Genomic DNA, 14,150 nt, shown 5'->3' with positions numbered 1-14,150 from the left:
CCGCCAGGTCCGGCAGCGGCCGGTGGCCGCGGTAGGCCGCCACCCGCCTGGCCAGCTCGTGCCGTTCGGCGGCCACATCCTCGGCCAGCGCGTCGGGCGTCAGCCCCAGCCGGTCCAGCAGCCGCAGGTCGAACACCGGCTCGCCGCCCTCCGCGATCGCCCCGACGCCGAGCTCCGGCGACGGCGGGTAGCCGATCTTGCGGGTGACGAGCACGTCGAGCACTCCGCCGAGCCCGCGCACGATCGGCTCGGCCACCTCCACCCCGCCCCGCGGCAGCGCGAGCACCACCGGGTCGCGGATGCCCGCCAGCCGCTCGGCCAGCCGCATCCCCGCCTCCGCACGGTCGACGAACACGCACTCCATGAGGTCCCCGTACCCTCGCATCCGCGTCTCCATCAGGAACGCCAGGACCGGCGGGCGGGGGGCCTTCCGGAGAGGGACCCCTCTCCGGAAGGCCCTCGGTTCACGGGCGGTTGCGGCCGGAACGGCGCATCTCCTTGTGGATGGACTTCCACCGGCTCTGCAGCTCCTTGCGCAGGCGCGCGTCCGTGCGGGAGGCCATCCACGCCGCCTCCCGCTGGAGCTTGCGCCAGCTCTCCAGCCGCCGCTCCGGGAGTCCGCCGCTCTCCAGCGCCGCCAGCACGGCGCACCCCGGCTCGCTCCCGTGGCCGCAGTCGTGGAAGCGGCACTCCCGCGCCAGCGTCTCGATGTCGGCGAAGACCCGGTCGACGCCCTCGTCCATGGCGTAGAGCCCGACCCGCCTGATGCCCGGCGTGTCGATGACGAGGCCGCCGCCGGGCAGCGGGATGAGCTCCCGGTGCACGGTGGTGTGCCGGCCGCGCCCGTCGGCGGCGCGTACCCGCTGGGTCTCCATCACCTCGCCGCCGGCCAGCGCGTTGACCAGGGTGGACTTGCCGGCTCCGGAAGGACCGAGCACGACGGCGGTGCGGGAGCCGTCGAGGTAGCCGCGGACGACGTCGACGCCCTCGCCGCGCAGCGAGGAGACGGCGTGCACGTCCACCCCCGGCGCGGCCTGCCGCACGTCGGCGAGCAGGTCGTCGAGGCCGTGCCCGAACAGGTCGGACTTGGTGACCAGCACCACCGGCGTGCCGCCGGACTCCCAGGCGAGCGCCACCAGGCGCTCGACGCGGCCCAGGTCGGCCAGGTCGGTGGCGTGCATGGACGGCTCGGTGACGAACACCACGTCGACGTTGGCCGCGAGCACCTGGCCCTGGCCGTCGCCTGACAGCCCGCCGCGCGAGTCGCGGCTGACGCCGCCGCGGACGAACGCGGTGGTCCTGGGCAGCACCTCGTCGAGCTCGTAGCGGCCCTCGGGCAGCGGCTTGAGCGCGGCCCAGTCGCCCACGCAGGGCAGCGCGACGGGGTCGGCGGCGGCCGCCCTGCGGACGCGGGCGCCGTGGTGGACGTGCTGCCGGCCGTCGGCGGCGATGACCTCGGCCGCCCCGCGGTCGACGCGGGAGACCCGGCCGGGCACGGTGCCGTCGGGCAGTTCGGCGGCGCGGGAATCGGTCCAGCCGAGCAGGGAAAGATCGAAAGACAACGGAGTCACACCTTTGCAGGTCGAGAAGGGAAACCGGGCGGTCTCAGGCGAACGCCCGGAGGGAGACGGCACGCAGGCAGAACAGAACGACCCGCATGGTCCTCACCTCCTCGATCCGTTTCGCCGCGACTCTACGCACTCCGTACGCGGGCCCGCAACGGGTTTTCGGCCTGCCCGGTTGAACCGCAGGGGCGGCGTTGCCGTACCACCTGCCGACGGACTCGAGAAAGGGGAATGATGCGACTGAGCACGTATCCCCCACCCTCGGCCGAGGGAGCACCCTCCATGGCCAAGCCGCGATTACGACACTGGCTGAGGCGCGTACGGCCCGACCCGGAGACGGTCGTGTCGGCCCTCTACCGGCAGTACCACCGGCCGCTGCTGTCCTTCGTGATGCGCCTGACCTCGGGTGACCGGCAGTGGGCCGAGGACGTCGTACAGGAGACCATGATCCGCGCCTGGCGCAGCGCCGAGCAGCTCGATCCGGAAGCGGCCTCGCTGATGCCCTGGCTGGCGACCGTCGCGCGACGTATCGTGATCGATGACCGGCGGCGCAGGGACGCCCGGCCCCAGGAGCAGGGTGACGGCCCGCTGGAGCACATGCCCGTGCCGGATGAGATGGAGCAGCTGCTGCACCAGGTGGTCGTGTCCGAGGCGCTCAAGGCGTTGTCGCCCGCGCACCGGGAGATCCTCAACGAGACGATCCTGCGCGATCGTTCGGTCAACGAGGCCGCGCAGGCGCTCGGCATCCCCGTGGGCACCGTCAAGTCCCGGGTCTACTACGCGGTGCGCGCGCTGCGCGTGGCGCTGGAGGAGAGGGGGGTGACGGCGTGACCTCGCGCGTGGAACACACCGACGTGGGCGCCTACGCCCTGGGGCTGCTGGACGAGGACGACCGGCTGGCGTTCGAGACCCACCTCCTCGGCTGCCGTTCCTGCGCGGCGGAGCTGTCCGACCTCGCGGGCGTCGCCCAGGCGCTGCACGGGCTCGGGCCGGTGACCGACGACCTCCCTGAGGATGAGCCCGCCGAGGTCATCGACCTGCTGCGGCGCAAGCAGGCGGCCGACCGCCGCTCCCGCAGGGGAACGTTTCTGCTCGGGGTCGCGGCCGCCGTCGCGCTGATCGCCGGCGGGCTGGTGCTCGGCGCGCAGATCGGCGCCCAGAACGCGCCACCGGCCGCCCACAGTCGGCTTGGCCCCGCGGAGCAGTTCTACGCGATGGGCACGCCCGTGCCGGGCACCGGCAGGGACGGCGTGACGGGCGGGCTGGTGCTGGAGTCCAAGGGCTGGGGCACCCACGCGGCGCTCAAGCTGTCGGGCGTCGAGGGGCCGCTGGAGTGCGAGCTGGTGGCCGTCGGCAAGGACGGCGACCGGCGGATCATGATGGGCTGGGCGGTGCCGCCCGACGGCTACGGCACCGCGGCCAACCCGAACCCGCTCTACATGCACGGGGCGGCCGCGCTGCCGATCGACCGGATCGACAGGTTCGAGGTCGTCACGGCGACGGGGCGCAACCTGCTCACGGTCGACGTCTGACGCCCGGCTCCTGGTCCGGTCACGCCGCGGCGATCCGCTCATCGGTATGTGGTGAGCCGGTCCGCCTTCTCGACCAGGCGTTTCCGGGGTACGGGAGATTTTTTCGTGAATCGTTGAACCCGAGGCGGTCCGGGGGCCGTACTGCTTGCCAGAACAGGGGACTCCTCCGAGGAAGTGACCGGCATGTCAGGGGACGTGCCGGCCGCGCCGAGCCCTTGTCACGGTGATGATCCGTCCACGACGTCGGGAGCCGTCCGGACGGATCTTCCGGCCGGGCGGCGGTCCTGCCTCGCGGACCGCCGTCCGGTCGGCGCCACCGGGGACGTCCGGCCAGGCCCCGGGAGCGACCAGGCCCCCGGGAGAGACCACGCCCCCGGGAGAGACCACGCCCCGCCTCACCCCGGGAGCCCGTGCGGCGGGGCGTCCCGCGCTCACCGCGCTCTGCGGAGTCCGTTTCGGCCGGATTCCGCTGGCCGGGCGTGATAGGTAATCGCCCCGTGGAATTCTTCTGTTATCACCGTGATCGACCCGGTTCGGCGGCGCTCCGCAGCGCCTTGGTGGAGGCGCACTGGTCCTACATGGACCGGTACGCGGACCAGCTGATCGCCCGGGGCCCGACCCTCGACCGGGGCGGTGAGACGGCCACCGGCAGCGTGCACATCGTCGATCTGCCGGATGCCGCCGCCGCGCGGGCGTTCGCCTTCGACGAGCCCACCTACCAGGCCGGGGTGTATCGGGACGTGCTGCTGCGGCGCTGGCGCAACGCGCTGGGGCGGACCATGTGGGACTTTCCCGGCGGCCGGGAAGGCGGCGACCGGTATCTGGTGCTCGGCTTCGGCTCAGGGGAGGCCGTCGACCTCGTCCCGCCGCCCGGCCGGGACGAGCTGATCGCGTACGGGCCGCTGCTGTCGGACGACGGCGCCGCCTGGCTCGGCACGGCGGCGCTGGTCCGGGCGCCGGACCGGGACGCGGCGCGCGCCGTCCTGACCGAGGACCGGTACGCCGGGATCGAGGTCCACGACTGGACGTTCGGCGGGCGGAGGTGACCGGACGCCGAGCGGCGCCGGCCTGAACAGGTCCGGGCGCCACCGAGAAGATCGGTGACGCCCGGGCGCGGGCGTCCTGCCGGTGGCGGGCGGTTACAGGCCGGGGGGAGGGAACTGGGCGGTGAGGTCGCTGATCTCGCGGTGGACCCGGGCGATGACGTCCTCGGCGTCGCCCTTGGCCAGGGCGGTGACGACCTCGTCCATCCACGCCCCGATCTGCCGCATCTCCGCCTCCTTCATGCCGCGCGAGGTGACCGACGGGGTGCCGATGCGGATGCCCGACGGGTCGAACGGCTTGCGGGTGTCGAACGGCACCGCGTTGTAGTTGGTCTCCAGGCCCGCCCGGTCGAGTGCCTGGGCGGCGGGCTTGCCGCCGATGCCCTTGGGGGTGAGGTCGAGCAGGATCAGGTGGTTGTCGGTGCCGCCGGAGACGAGGTCGAAGCCACGGGAGGCGAGCTCCTCGGCGAGGGCCTTGGCGTTGGCGACGACCTGGTGCGCGTACGCCTTGAAGTCGTCGGTGGCGGCCTCGCGCAGGGCGACGGCGATGGCCGCGGTGGTGTGGTTGTGCGGGCCGCCCTGCAGGCCGGGGAAGACGGCCTTGTTGAGCGCGGTGGCGTGCTCGTCGGACGTCGCCATGAGCATGGCGCCGCGCGGGCCGCGCAGCGTCTTGTGGGTCGTGGTGGAGATGACGTCGGCGTGACCCACCGGCGACGGGTGGGCGCCGCCCGCGACGAGACCGGCGATGTGCGCGATGTCGGCGGCCAGGACGGCCCCGACCTCGCGGGCGATGGCCGCGAAGCCCTCGAAGTCGACGGTGCGCGGGACGGCGGTGCCGCCGCAGAAGATGAGCTTGGGCCGGTGTTCGAGGGCCAGCTCGCGGACCTCGTCGAGGTCGACGCGGCCGGTGTCCTTGCGGACGCCGTAGCGGACCGGGTTGAACCACTTGCCGGTGGCGGAGACGGACCAGCCGTGGGTGAGGTGGCCGCCGAACGGCAGGCCCATTCCCAGCACGGTGTCGCCCGGCTGCAGGAACGCCATGTAGACGGCGAGGTTGGCGGGAGAGCCGGAGTAGGGCTGGACATTGGCGTGGTTGACGCCGAACAGCGCCTTGGCGCGCTCGATGGCGACGGTCTCGACCTGGTCGATGACCTGCTGGCCCTCGTAGTAGCGCTTGCCGGGGTAGCCCTCGGAGTACTTGTTGGTCAGGACCGTGCCGGTGGCTTCGAGCACGGCCTTGGAGACGTAGTTCTCAGAGGCGATGAGCTTGACGGTGTCGGCCTGGCGGCGCTCCTCGGCCTTGATCAGTTCGGCGATCTCCGGGTCGACGCTAGCGAGAGAACTCATGACTCTCCTGTCATCATTGACGTCCTTGCGAAGACCCAGGCGCTCGGCCTCCGCTCCCTTCCCGCTCCCCGGTGGTCGGTCCCACCTGATGCGCCAGTCGCGACACCTCCGACGATACTGGATGCGGAGGGGCTCACTTCGCCGTGATCAGCACGTTCCTGAGGACGCCGACGCGGAGGAGGTCCACGTCGACCGTCCTGACGGTCTCCGGCACGCGGCGGAAGACGGCGAAGAAGCGCATCGACTCACCGGCCGCGATGGTGTCGCCCGCTCCCCAGGACGTGCACGCGCATGTGCCGTCCTGGGCCATCGGCTTCCACGGCAGCGGCTCGTCACGGGCCACCAACTGGATGGAGGAGGCGTTGGTGTCACCCAGGAACCGCGTGGTGTGGAACTGGTACAGACTGATCGACTCGGCGCCGGCGTCGTTGGTGACCGTCCATTCGAGCTTGACGTCGGCGCCCTGACGGCGGAGCGAGTCGATTCTGACGCGGGCGCGGACCTTCTCGTTCCAGGCGTTGGTGTGCGTGAACGAGAGCTCCGCCCCGCCCGCCCCTGGCGTGACGACGCCGGTGGGCGTCTGACCGGGGGTGACGGCGGCCTGCGACGGCCCGCCCGACGCGGGAGGCGTGGCCGGCGCGGTGATCGTGCGGGTCGTGCCGGACGGCGGGGAGGTCCAGGGACGCCAGATCGCCAGCGTGCTCGCCAGCGTGACCGCGGCGGCGAGGGCGGCGGCCGCCACCGGCGCGAGCAGGCGGCGGGGTCGCGGCGCGGGCGGGGCGCCGGGGGGCGGGCTCCAGGAGTCGCTCACCATCTGGGTGGCGGTGGCCACCGTGGCGCTGGGGCGGCCCAGGAGGCGGTCGAGGAGCTCCTGGACCGTCGGACGCCTGGCCGGGTCCTTGTGCAGCGCCTGCTCCACCAGCGGGCGCAGCCGCTCGTCCAGGCCGTCGAGCGTGGGCACATGGTGGACGACGCGGTAGAGCACCTCGGGCACGGCGCCGGTGCCGAACGGCGGGCGGCCGGTGCCCGCGTAGGCGATGACGCCTCCCCAGGCGAACACGTCGCTCGCGGGCGTGGTGGGCAGGCCGCCGGCCTGCTCCGGGGCCATGTACGCGGGCGTGCCGGAGATCGTGGCCGACCGGGTGGCGTCGGGGTCGGCCAGCTGGGCGATCCCGAAGTCGATGACGCGCGGCCCGACGGCGCTGAGCAGGATGTTGGACGGCTTGAGGTCCCGGTGGACGACACCGGCCTGGTGGATGGCGGCCAGCGCGGTGGCCACGCCGACGGCCAGCGCCTCCAGGTTGGCGCCGGTCATCGGGCCCTGGGCGTCGATGACGGACGACAGGTCCGGGCCGTCGACGTACTCGGTGACGAGATAGGCGGTGCCGCCGTCGAACCCCGCGTCGAGCACGGGCGCGGTGCAGAAGCGCGCCACCCGGCGGGCGGCCTCGGCCTCCCGGTCGAAGCGCCGCCGGAAGTCCTCACGCCCGGCCAGCTCGGCGTGCAGAACCTTGAGCGCGACCGTGGTGAAGCCGGCGTCGTAGGCGAGGTAGACGGTGCCCATGCCGCCCTGGCCGAGCGTACGGATGAGGGTGTACGGACCGATTCGGCGACCTTGCGGAGTCACACCGCCATTGTGGCGACAGGTCCTGATGCGTGGTTGCGGAACGCTTGATCACGCGGACGTGATCTCATTTCGCGCGGCCGTCGCCGGGCCAGAGCCGGTCGACCTCGGCGTTGAGTATCGCCCCGATGAGCACGGCCAGGGCGGTGATGTAGAGCCAGAGCAGCAGGGCGATGGGCGCCGCGAGCGAACCGTACACGGACACGGGCGAGAACCAGGCGGCGAGCACGGCGCGCAGCACGGTGGCGCAGACGATCCACAGGAACAGCGCCAGGATGGCCCCGGGCAGCTCGCGGAACCAGCGGGTGCGCACGGGGACGCTGACGTGGTAGAGCACGCTCAGGAACAGCACCGACCCGACGATCACCACGGGCCAGTAGAGCAGGTCGATCGGGCCGGCGTACTCGGCGGGCAGCACCCCTTTGAGCAGCGTCGGGCCGATGACCAGGATGGGCATCACCACGATGCCGACGACCAGGCCGACCACGTACAGGCCGAAGGACATCAGCCGGGTGCGGATGATGCCGCGCTCCTCCCCCAGCCCGTAGGCGACGGAGATGAGGTCGACGTACACGTACAGCGCCCGCGACCCCGACCAGAGCGACAGCAGGAAGCCCAGCGAGATGATCGACACCTTGCTGGCGTCGTCCCTGAGCACGTCGGCGATGAGCGGGCGGACCACGGTGTCGATCGTGTCGGCGGTGAACAGCACGCCGGCCTGCTGGATGACCCAGACCTCGATGTCGCGCACCGCCTGCTTGCCGATCCAGGCGCCGAGCTTGGACAGCACGCCGATCAGGCCGAGCACGAACGGCGGCAGCGACAGCAGGGCGAAGAACGCCGCCTCACCCGCCAGGCCGGTGACCCGGTAGGTGACCCCGGCGTTCGTGGCGGCGCGCACGGTGGCCCACGACCTCGAGTCGCGCACCCAGCTGAGCCTGGCGCGGGCCGTCGAGGCACGCGACCTCTTCGGCTTCGAACCGCTACGCGCTTCCGTGGACGTCATGGGCACCCAACGCTCTGTCGCAGTGACTCTCCGGCAAGCTTACGTCCCAGTTCCCCTGCCCTACTCGTTGTCGACGATGCGCGCCCCCAGCGGCAGGAGCGAGACCGGGATCAGCTTGATGTTGGCGACGCCCATCGGGATGCCGATGATCGAGACGAACAGCGGGATGGACGTGATCACGTGGCCGGCGGCCAGCCAGATCCCGGCCACGACGCACCAGATGACGTTGCCGACGAGGGAGAGGGCGCCGGCCTGCGGATCGCGCACCACGGTCCGGCCGAAGGGCCACAGAGCGTAGGCGGCGATGCGGAACGACGCGATGCCGAACGGGATCGTGATGATGAGGATGCAGCAGATGATCCCGGCGAGGGCGTAACCGATGGCCAGCCAGAGCCCGGCGAAGACGAGCCAGATGACGTTCAGGAGGGTGCGCATGCTTCCAGCATGTCACCACGGGCTCCGAGGCACGGGCTGCGGGGGCACGGGCTCGGGGGCACGCTCAGCGTCCCCGGGGCGGCCGGCCTTCGCCCGGCGGGCCCGCGTACGCCTGCGCGATCCCCATCCACGCCGCCGCGGGCTCGCCGGTGATCTCCAGGGCGGTGTCGGACAGGTGGACACGCTGGGTGACGGCCAGGCAGAAGTCGAGCATCGGCCCGCGCACCACGCCGGCGGCGCCGTGCGGGCCCGCCGTCCACGGCTCGCCGCCCGGTGTGGTCAGCTCCACCCGCACCGGCTCGGCCGGCACGGGCAGGCCCCGTACGGTGAAGGCGTAGGGCAGGGCCATGACCCCGATGCGGGCGACGTGGCGCAGCCGGTCGGTGGGCTCGCGGGTGCGGCCGAGCGCGTCGGCGATGTCCTGGCCGTGCGCCCAGGTCTCCATCAGGCGGGCGGTGGCGAACGACGCGGCCGACATGTCGACCCCGTACCAGGGCAGGCGCCGTTTCGGCGGCAGCGTGGCGAGCACGGCGGTGAGCCGGGCCCACGCGGCGCCGAACCAGGCGCGCAGCTCGCCGGCGGGCATCCCGCGCGCCTGCTCCGCCAGCTCGTCGGGGGTGACGGCGGCGTCGGCGAGCTGGGCGCGGAAGGAGGCGGGATCGGTGATCGCGGTGTGGGCGGCGTCGTCGAACCAGGCCAGATGGCTCACCTGGTCGCGGATCGCCCAGCCGGCGGCGGGGGTGGGCCGCTCCCAGTCGCCGGGGTCGAGAGGGTCCAGGAGGGCTTCGAGCGAGGCGGTCTCGGCGCGGAGGTCGTCGAGCAGCTCGGCCATGAGGTCCACGGCCGCCAGCCTAGCCGAGAGCGATAATGCTGTCGTGATCTGCGACAGCTGCAAGGACAGGCGGCACGACGAGTGCCGTGGCGGCTCGTGGTGCGACTGCCAGCATCAGCCGGCCGACGGGGAACAGGAGCGCGAGTCGGAGTTCGGCTGGCCGCGACAGGGATGATCGAGTCCAGACTCTGGACCCGGTATTGGACATCTCGGACGGCCAGAGTATCTTCGTAAGCATGCCAGCGGACCCCATGCTCGTAGGCCGACGCCACGTCGACCTTCTGCGTGTCCGCAGTGCCATCTGTTGCGACGCCCGGTAATCACTCGTTTCTCACCGCTGAGCGCGTCGCACCCTTGATCTTCCCCTGCACTCGATGACGAGGCAGGAGGACGCCCGTGCGCGCGCCCATGAACACAAAGGACGCGCAATGAGCACCCCTGCCAGCCGGCACCACAAGCGCCCGCGCGGCGAAGGCCAGTGGGCCCTCGGTTACCGGGAGCCGCTGAACAAGAACGAAGAGCTGAAGAAGAACGACGACGGGCTGAACGTCCGCCAGCGGATCATCGACGTCTACTCCAAGCGCGGCTTCGACTCCATCGACCCCGCCGACCTGCGGGGCCGCATGCGCTGGTACGGCATCTACACCCAGCGCAAGCCCGGCATCGACGGCGGCAAGACCGCGATCCTGGAGCCCGAGGAGCTCGACGACCGCTACTTCATGCTGCGCATCCGCATCGACGGCGGCCAGCTCGACCTGCGCCAGCTCCGGGTGATCGCCGACCTGTCCAACGAGTACGGGCGCGGCACCGCCGACGTGACCGACCGGCAGAACATCCAGCTCCACTGGATCGAGATCGAGTCGGTGCCGGACATCTGGCGGCGGCTGGAGGAGGTGGGCCTGTCGACCACGGAGGCGTGCGGCGACACCCCGCGCACGATCCTGGGCTGCCCGCTGGCCGGGATCGAGGACGAGGAGGTGCTCGACGCCACCGAGCAGATCCGCGAGATCCACGAGCGCTACATCGGCGACCCCGCCTACTCCAACCTGCCGCGCAAGTTCAAGTCGGCGCTGAGCGGCTGCCCCGCCCACTGCACGGTCCACGAGATCAACGACGTGGCGTTCGTCGGCGTGGTCAACGAGCACGGCGAGAAGGGCTACGACCTGTGGGTCGGCGGCGGCCTGTCGACCAACCCGATGCTGGGCAAGCGCCTGGGCGTGTTCGTGTCGCCGGAACGGGCGAGCGACGTCTACGGCGGCGTCATCGGCATCTTCCGCGACTACGGCTACCGGCGGCTGCGCCACAGGGCCCGGCTGAAGTTCCTGGTCAACGACTGGGGGCCGGAGAAGTTCCGTGAGGTGCTGGAGACCGAGTACCTCAAGGAGCCGCTGCCCGACGGGCCCGCGCCGGAGCGTCCGCGCGGTGACCGGCGCGACCACGTGGGCGTCTTCCGCCAGAAGGACGGCCGGTTCTACGTCGGCTTCGCGCCCAGGGTCGGCCGGCTCAGCGGTGACCGGCTCCACCTCATCGCCGACATCGCCGAGCGGCACGGCTCCGGCCGGGTGCGGACCACGGTCGAGCAGAAGATGGTCATCCTCGACGTCACCGCCGACCAGGTCGACTCGCTCGTGGCCGAGCTGGAGGCCAACGACCTGCGGGTGAACCCGTCCACGTTCCGCCGCCAGACGATGGCCTGCACCGGCATCGAGTTCTGCAAGCTGGCCATCGTCGACACCAAGAACACCGCCGACAGGCTGATCGACGAGCTGGAGCGGCGGCTGCCGGAGTTCGGCGAGCCGCTCACCATCAACGTCAACGGCTGCCCCAACTCGTGCGCCCGCATCCAGACCGCCGACATCGGGCTCAAGGGCCAGCTCGTCATGGACGAGAACGGTCAGCAGGTCGAGGGCTTCCAGATCCACCTCGGCGGCTCGCTCGGCGTCAACCCGGGCTTCGGCCGCAAGGTGCGCGGGCTCAAGACGACCTCGGCCGCGCTGCCCGACTACGTGGAGCGGGTCGTGCGCCACTACGACGAGCAGAAGAAGGAAGGCGAGACCTTCGCCGACTGGGTGCAGCGCGCCGACGAGGCCGATCTCAAATGAGCGGCCGCGCGGTCCCCTTCCACTGCCCCTACTGCGGCGACGAGGACCTGGAGCCCTACCAGGATGACGGGGGCTGGTACTGCCGGTCCTGCGCTCGCGCCTTCAAGCTGAAGTTTCTCGGAATCGGGGTGAACATATGACGCTCGCCGACATCGAGGTCGACCTGCGGCAGCAGCGCGGCGCCCTCGATCTGCAGGACATCGTCGAATCCGCCGCGCTGTTCCTGGAGGGCGCGCCCGCCCGCGAGATCGTCCGCTGGGCCGCCGCCACGTTCGGCGACCGGCTGTGCCTGACGTCCTCCATGAGCGACGCGCTGCTGATCGACCTGGTCAGCAGGGTGAAGCCGGGCGTGGACGTCCTGTTCGTCGACACCGGCTACCACTTCGCCGAGACGGTCGGCACCCGCGACGCGGTGCGGCAGGTCTACGAGGTCAACGTCATCGACGTGCGGCCGTCGCGTACGGTCGAGGAGCAGGATCGCGACCTCGGGCCGCGGCTGTTCGGCCGCAACCCGGACCTGTGCTGCTTCCTGCGCAAGGTGGAGCCGCTCAACCGCGCGCTGGAGCCGTACCTCGCGTGGATCAGCGGCATCCGCCGCGACGAGTCCCCTTCCCGCGTCGGCACGAAGGTCGTGGAGTGGGACGCCAAGCGGCAGATGGTGAAGATCAACCCGATCGCCGCCTGGACGCAGGAGGACGTCGACAACTACATCGCCGACAACGGGGTGCTGATCAACCCGTTGCACTACGACAACTACCCCTCCATCGGGTGCGCGCCGTGCACCCGGCAGGTCGTGGAGGGGGAAGATCCGCGCAGCGGCCGCTGGGCGGGGCTGGGGAAGGTCGAATGCGGCATTCACCTGTGACCCCCGGCCGGCCGGTGCCGCTGGCAGGCGGGACCGGCCCGAGCGTCCCCATGGTGGCGGTGGCGCACGGCTCGCGAGATCCCCGTGCGGCCGCCACCGTGGCGGCGCTGCTCGACGAGGTGCGTCGGCTGCGTCCCTGGCTCCCCGTGCGGACCGCCTACCTCGACCACGCCACGCCCTCGCTCGGGCAGGCGCTGCACGGCCTGACCGAGGCGGTGGTGCTCCCGCTGCTGCTGACCGAGGCGTACCACAGCCGGGTGGACCTGCCGGCCGCGCTGCGCGAGGCGCGCGCCCGCGATCCGCGGCTGCGCGTCCGCTACGGCACGACCCTGGGCCCGCACCCGCTGCTCATGGCCGCCCTGGAACGCCGGCTGGAGGAGGCGGGCGTGCCGGCCGGCGACCCTGACACCGCGGTGGTGCTGGTGTCGGCGGGTTCCAGTGACGCGCGCGCCAACGAGGTGATCGCCCGGCTGGCCCGCGCCTGGCGCCGCCCCGCCGCCGCCCCGTCCTTCACCACCCGCTCCTTCACCACCCGTCCCTGCACCGGCCGTTCCTTCACCGACCGTTCCTTCACCGACCGTTCCTTCACCGACCGTCCCAGCACCGACCGTTCCTTCACCGACCGTCCCAGCACCGACCGGTCGTCCGGCCAGTCCTCGGAGGCTCGGGTCTCAGGGGTGCCGTCCGCCGTCCGGACCGGCAGGCCGGGCGAGGGTTGCGAGCCGCCGCGCGGCTGGTGGGCCGTCGAGCCCGCGTACGCCTCCGCCGCCTCACCGACGCCGGCGCAGGCCGTCGCCCGGCTCAAGGAGGCGGGCGCGCCGCGGGTGGTGGTCGCCCCCTACCTGCTCGCGCCGGGCTACTTCGCCGACAAGGTGCGCCGCACCGCGCTGGAGGCGGGCGCCGACGTGGTGGCCGACGTGCTCGGGGCCGCCCCCGAGCTGGCGCAGGTGCTGCTGGAACGGTACGAGTCGGCGCTGCGCGCCCCGGCGGACGACCTCAGGACCGCCTGACCGCACGTGACCGCCTCCGGCCGCCCCGGGCGTGCCGGAGGGCTGGGTCAGTGGCCGCGGCCGAGGGAGCGGTCGGAGTCGTCGCCGTGGAGCTGGCGCCAGTGCTCGCGCCAGGCCGACCAGCCGCGCTTGATCGGTTTGGCGCGCGAGTCGCCGAGCACCTTCACGTCGCCCATGACCGCGTAGGCGTGCACCCGCACCACCGGCACGTTCATGCCACGCGGCGCCTGCTCCACGTCGACCTTCTTGTCGCCCATGATCGCCAGGCCGTCGAGGTCGACGTTCACCCCGTCAGGAACGATGATCTTCACGTCCCCCATCACGGAGACGGCGAGGATCTCCACCAGGTCGGTGCGCACCTCGGCCTCGCGCAGGTCGAGCACCACGTCGCCCATGACGGCCACCGCGCCCAGCTCCTGGTCGATGCGCCAGGTGCCGCGCCGTTTGGTGTCGCCCATGACGCCGACGAACCAGCGCCGTTTCCTCCCCTCGCGCCGCCGCGCCGGCGGCGCGGGGGCGGCGACGGCGGGCAGGTCCTGCGTGAGCAGGGCCAGCTCGGCATGGGTGGTGGCGGTGTAGGCGGCCTCGGTGCGGTCGGTGAGCTCGGCCAGGGTGAGCCGGCCTTCGACGGAGGCCTCGCGAAGCAGCTCGACCACCGCCTCACGTTCGGCGTCGGAGGCGCGTACCTCCCCGGGGTCAGTCATACTCGCAACATATCGCGTTTTGACGGTGTCGCGGTCCTCCCCCGGGAGGAAAACGGGTGAACCGCTATCGACACGCACCACGTAC

The 14,150-nt window shown here is 72.1% G+C and carries 16 protein-coding genes, 2 pseudogenes and 1 riboswitch; of the genes and pseudogenes, 10 read left to right on the top strand and 8 right to left on the bottom strand.

Features of this window, described 5'->3' with window-relative positions; genetic code table 11:
* Positions 1-385: pseudogene (locus OUY22_RS12690) on the bottom strand (phosphoribosyltransferase); the annotation flags it as partial.
* Between the two features lie 79 nt (positions 386-464).
* Positions 465-1,571: a ribosome small subunit-dependent GTPase A gene (rsgA, locus tag OUY22_RS12685; RefSeq protein WP_270155082.1), complete on the bottom strand. Its 1,107-nt coding sequence runs from the start codon at positions 1,569-1,571 to the stop codon at positions 465-467.
* 276 nt (positions 1,572-1,847) lie between these two features.
* On the opposite strand from rsgA, the gene OUY22_RS12680 reads away from it, so the two are divergent.
* The 3 genes from OUY22_RS12680 to OUY22_RS12670 all read left to right on the top strand — a co-directional run bounded on the left by OUY22_RS12680 (position 1,848) and on the right by OUY22_RS12670 (position 4,143).
* Entirely contained in the window at positions 1,848-2,396 is a 549-nt protein-coding gene (locus OUY22_RS12680; protein ID WP_270155081.1) for a sigma-70 family RNA polymerase sigma factor, read from the top strand.
* Entirely contained in the window at positions 2,393-3,097 is a 705-nt protein-coding gene (locus OUY22_RS12675; protein ID WP_270155080.1) for an anti-sigma factor family protein, read from the top strand. Before OUY22_RS12680 ends, OUY22_RS12675 begins: the two co-directional genes overlap by 4 nt.
* Before the next feature lie 497 nt (positions 3,098-3,594).
* Positions 3,595-4,143 carry a YciI family protein gene (locus OUY22_RS12670; protein ID WP_270155079.1) on the top strand — a complete coding sequence of 183 codons (549 nt, stop codon included), beginning with the start codon at positions 3,595-3,597 and terminating at the stop codon, positions 4,141-4,143.
* Positions 4,144-4,236: 93 nt separating this feature from the next.
* Here OUY22_RS12670 and glyA read toward each other — a convergent pair whose 3' ends face one another.
* From glyA to OUY22_RS12645, 5 genes are all read right to left on the bottom strand, one after another.
* Positions 4,237-5,487, bottom strand: coding sequence for a serine hydroxymethyltransferase (gene glyA, locus OUY22_RS12665; RefSeq protein ID WP_270155078.1), 1,251 nt, complete (start codon positions 5,485-5,487; stop codon positions 4,237-4,239).
* A 26-nt stretch (positions 5,488-5,513) separates the two neighbouring features.
* A riboswitch (ZMP/ZTP riboswitch) is annotated at positions 5,514-5,598 on the bottom strand.
* A gap of 22 nt (positions 5,599-5,620) precedes the next feature.
* Positions 5,621-7,114 carry a serine/threonine-protein kinase gene (locus OUY22_RS12660; protein WP_270155077.1) on the bottom strand — a complete coding sequence of 498 codons (1,494 nt, stop codon included), beginning with the start codon at positions 7,112-7,114 and terminating at the stop codon, positions 5,621-5,623.
* 64 nt (positions 7,115-7,178) lie between these two features.
* Positions 7,179-8,039: a YihY/virulence factor BrkB family protein gene (locus OUY22_RS12655; RefSeq protein WP_270155076.1), complete on the bottom strand. Its 861-nt coding sequence runs from the start codon at positions 8,037-8,039 to the stop codon at positions 7,179-7,181.
* A 138-nt stretch (positions 8,040-8,177) separates the two neighbouring features.
* Complete coding sequence (locus tag OUY22_RS12650; protein WP_270155075.1) at positions 8,178-8,552, bottom strand: YccF domain-containing protein; 375 nt, start codon at positions 8,550-8,552, stop codon at positions 8,178-8,180.
* A 64-nt stretch (positions 8,553-8,616) separates the two neighbouring features.
* A complete protein-coding gene (locus OUY22_RS12645; RefSeq protein WP_270155085.1) occupies positions 8,617-9,384 on the bottom strand; it encodes a TIGR03084 family metal-binding protein in 768 nt (255 codons plus the stop codon).
* A gap of 43 nt (positions 9,385-9,427) precedes the next feature.
* Between OUY22_RS12645 and OUY22_RS12640 the strand changes: the two genes are divergently transcribed.
* From OUY22_RS12640 to OUY22_RS36880, 7 genes and pseudogenes are all read left to right on the top strand, one after another.
* Positions 9,428-9,559 carry a hypothetical protein gene (locus OUY22_RS12640; protein WP_270155074.1) on the top strand — a complete coding sequence of 44 codons (132 nt, stop codon included), beginning with the start codon at positions 9,428-9,430 and terminating at the stop codon, positions 9,557-9,559.
* Positions 9,560-9,620: 61 nt separating this feature from the next.
* The gene (locus tag OUY22_RS36890) at positions 9,621-9,704 is read left to right on the top strand and encodes a putative leader peptide (RefSeq protein ID WP_354532976.1); all 84 of its coding nucleotides are present in this window, start codon (positions 9,621-9,623) and stop codon (positions 9,702-9,704) included.
* A 108-nt stretch (positions 9,705-9,812) separates the two neighbouring features.
* Entirely contained in the window at positions 9,813-11,486 is a 1,674-nt protein-coding gene (locus tag OUY22_RS12635; protein WP_270155073.1) for a nitrite/sulfite reductase, read from the top strand.
* Complete coding sequence (locus OUY22_RS12630; RefSeq protein ID WP_148030414.1) at positions 11,483-11,626, top strand: Insertion element protein; 144 nt, start codon at positions 11,483-11,485, stop codon at positions 11,624-11,626. Before OUY22_RS12635 ends, OUY22_RS12630 begins: the two co-directional genes overlap by 4 nt.
* Positions 11,623-12,351 (top strand): phosphoadenylyl-sulfate reductase, encoded by a 729-nt coding sequence (locus tag OUY22_RS12625; RefSeq protein ID WP_270155072.1) that lies wholly within the window; start codon positions 11,623-11,625, stop codon positions 12,349-12,351. Before OUY22_RS12630 ends, OUY22_RS12625 begins: the two co-directional genes overlap by 4 nt.
* 50 nt (positions 12,352-12,401) lie before the next feature.
* Positions 12,402-12,842: pseudogene (locus OUY22_RS36885) on the top strand (sirohydrochlorin chelatase); the annotation flags it as partial.
* 186 nt (positions 12,843-13,028) lie between these two features.
* Positions 13,029-13,361 carry a CbiX/SirB N-terminal domain-containing protein gene (locus tag OUY22_RS36880; protein WP_408638153.1) on the top strand — a complete coding sequence of 111 codons (333 nt, stop codon included), beginning with the start codon at positions 13,029-13,031 and terminating at the stop codon, positions 13,359-13,361.
* Between the two features lie 47 nt (positions 13,362-13,408).
* On the opposite strand, the gene OUY22_RS12615 is transcribed toward OUY22_RS36880, so the two are convergent.
* The gene (locus OUY22_RS12615; protein ID WP_270155070.1) at positions 13,409-14,065 is read right to left on the bottom strand and encodes a DUF1707 SHOCT-like domain-containing protein; all 657 of its coding nucleotides are present in this window, start codon (positions 14,063-14,065) and stop codon (positions 13,409-13,411) included.
* Positions 14,066-14,150: the final 85 nt, after the last annotated feature.

It is taken from the genome of Nonomuraea corallina (assembly GCF_027620315.1).
GTDB classification, from domain to species: domain Bacteria; phylum Actinomycetota; class Actinomycetes; order Streptosporangiales; family Streptosporangiaceae; genus Nonomuraea; species Nonomuraea corallina.
The sequence above is the reverse complement of the archived record's forward strand: the minus strand, read 5'-3'. Positions and strand labels throughout refer to the sequence as shown.

What these genes read in the sequence shown, in the direction of transcription:
- OUY22_RS12680 (WP_270155081.1), top strand. Translation starts at nt 1,848, where the DNA reads ATGGCCAAGCCGCGATTACGACACTGGCTGAGGCGCGTACGGCCCGAC.
- OUY22_RS36890 (WP_354532976.1), top strand. Translation starts at nt 9,621, where the DNA reads ATGCCAGCGGACCCCATGCTCGTAGGCCGACGCCACGTCGACCTTCTG.
- OUY22_RS12630 (WP_148030414.1), top strand. Translation starts at nt 11,483, where the DNA reads ATGAGCGGCCGCGCGGTCCCCTTCCACTGCCCCTACTGCGGCGACGAG.
- OUY22_RS12615 (WP_270155070.1), bottom strand. Translation starts at nt 14,065, where the DNA reads ATGACTGACCCCGGGGAGGTACGCGCCTCCGACGCCGAACGTGAGGCG.
- OUY22_RS12645 (WP_270155085.1), bottom strand. Translation starts at nt 9,384, where the DNA reads ATGGCCGAGCTGCTCGACGACCTCCGCGCCGAGACCGCCTCGCTCGAA.
- OUY22_RS12650 (WP_270155075.1), bottom strand. Translation starts at nt 8,552, where the DNA reads ATGCGCACCCTCCTGAACGTCATCTGGCTCGTCTTCGCCGGGCTCTGG.
- glyA (WP_270155078.1), bottom strand. Translation starts at nt 5,487, where the DNA reads ATGAGTTCTCTCGCTAGCGTCGACCCGGAGATCGCCGAACTGATCAAG.
- OUY22_RS12625 (WP_270155072.1), top strand. Translation starts at nt 11,623, where the DNA reads ATGACGCTCGCCGACATCGAGGTCGACCTGCGGCAGCAGCGCGGCGCC.
- OUY22_RS12635 (WP_270155073.1), top strand. Translation starts at nt 9,813, where the DNA reads ATGAGCACCCCTGCCAGCCGGCACCACAAGCGCCCGCGCGGCGAAGGC.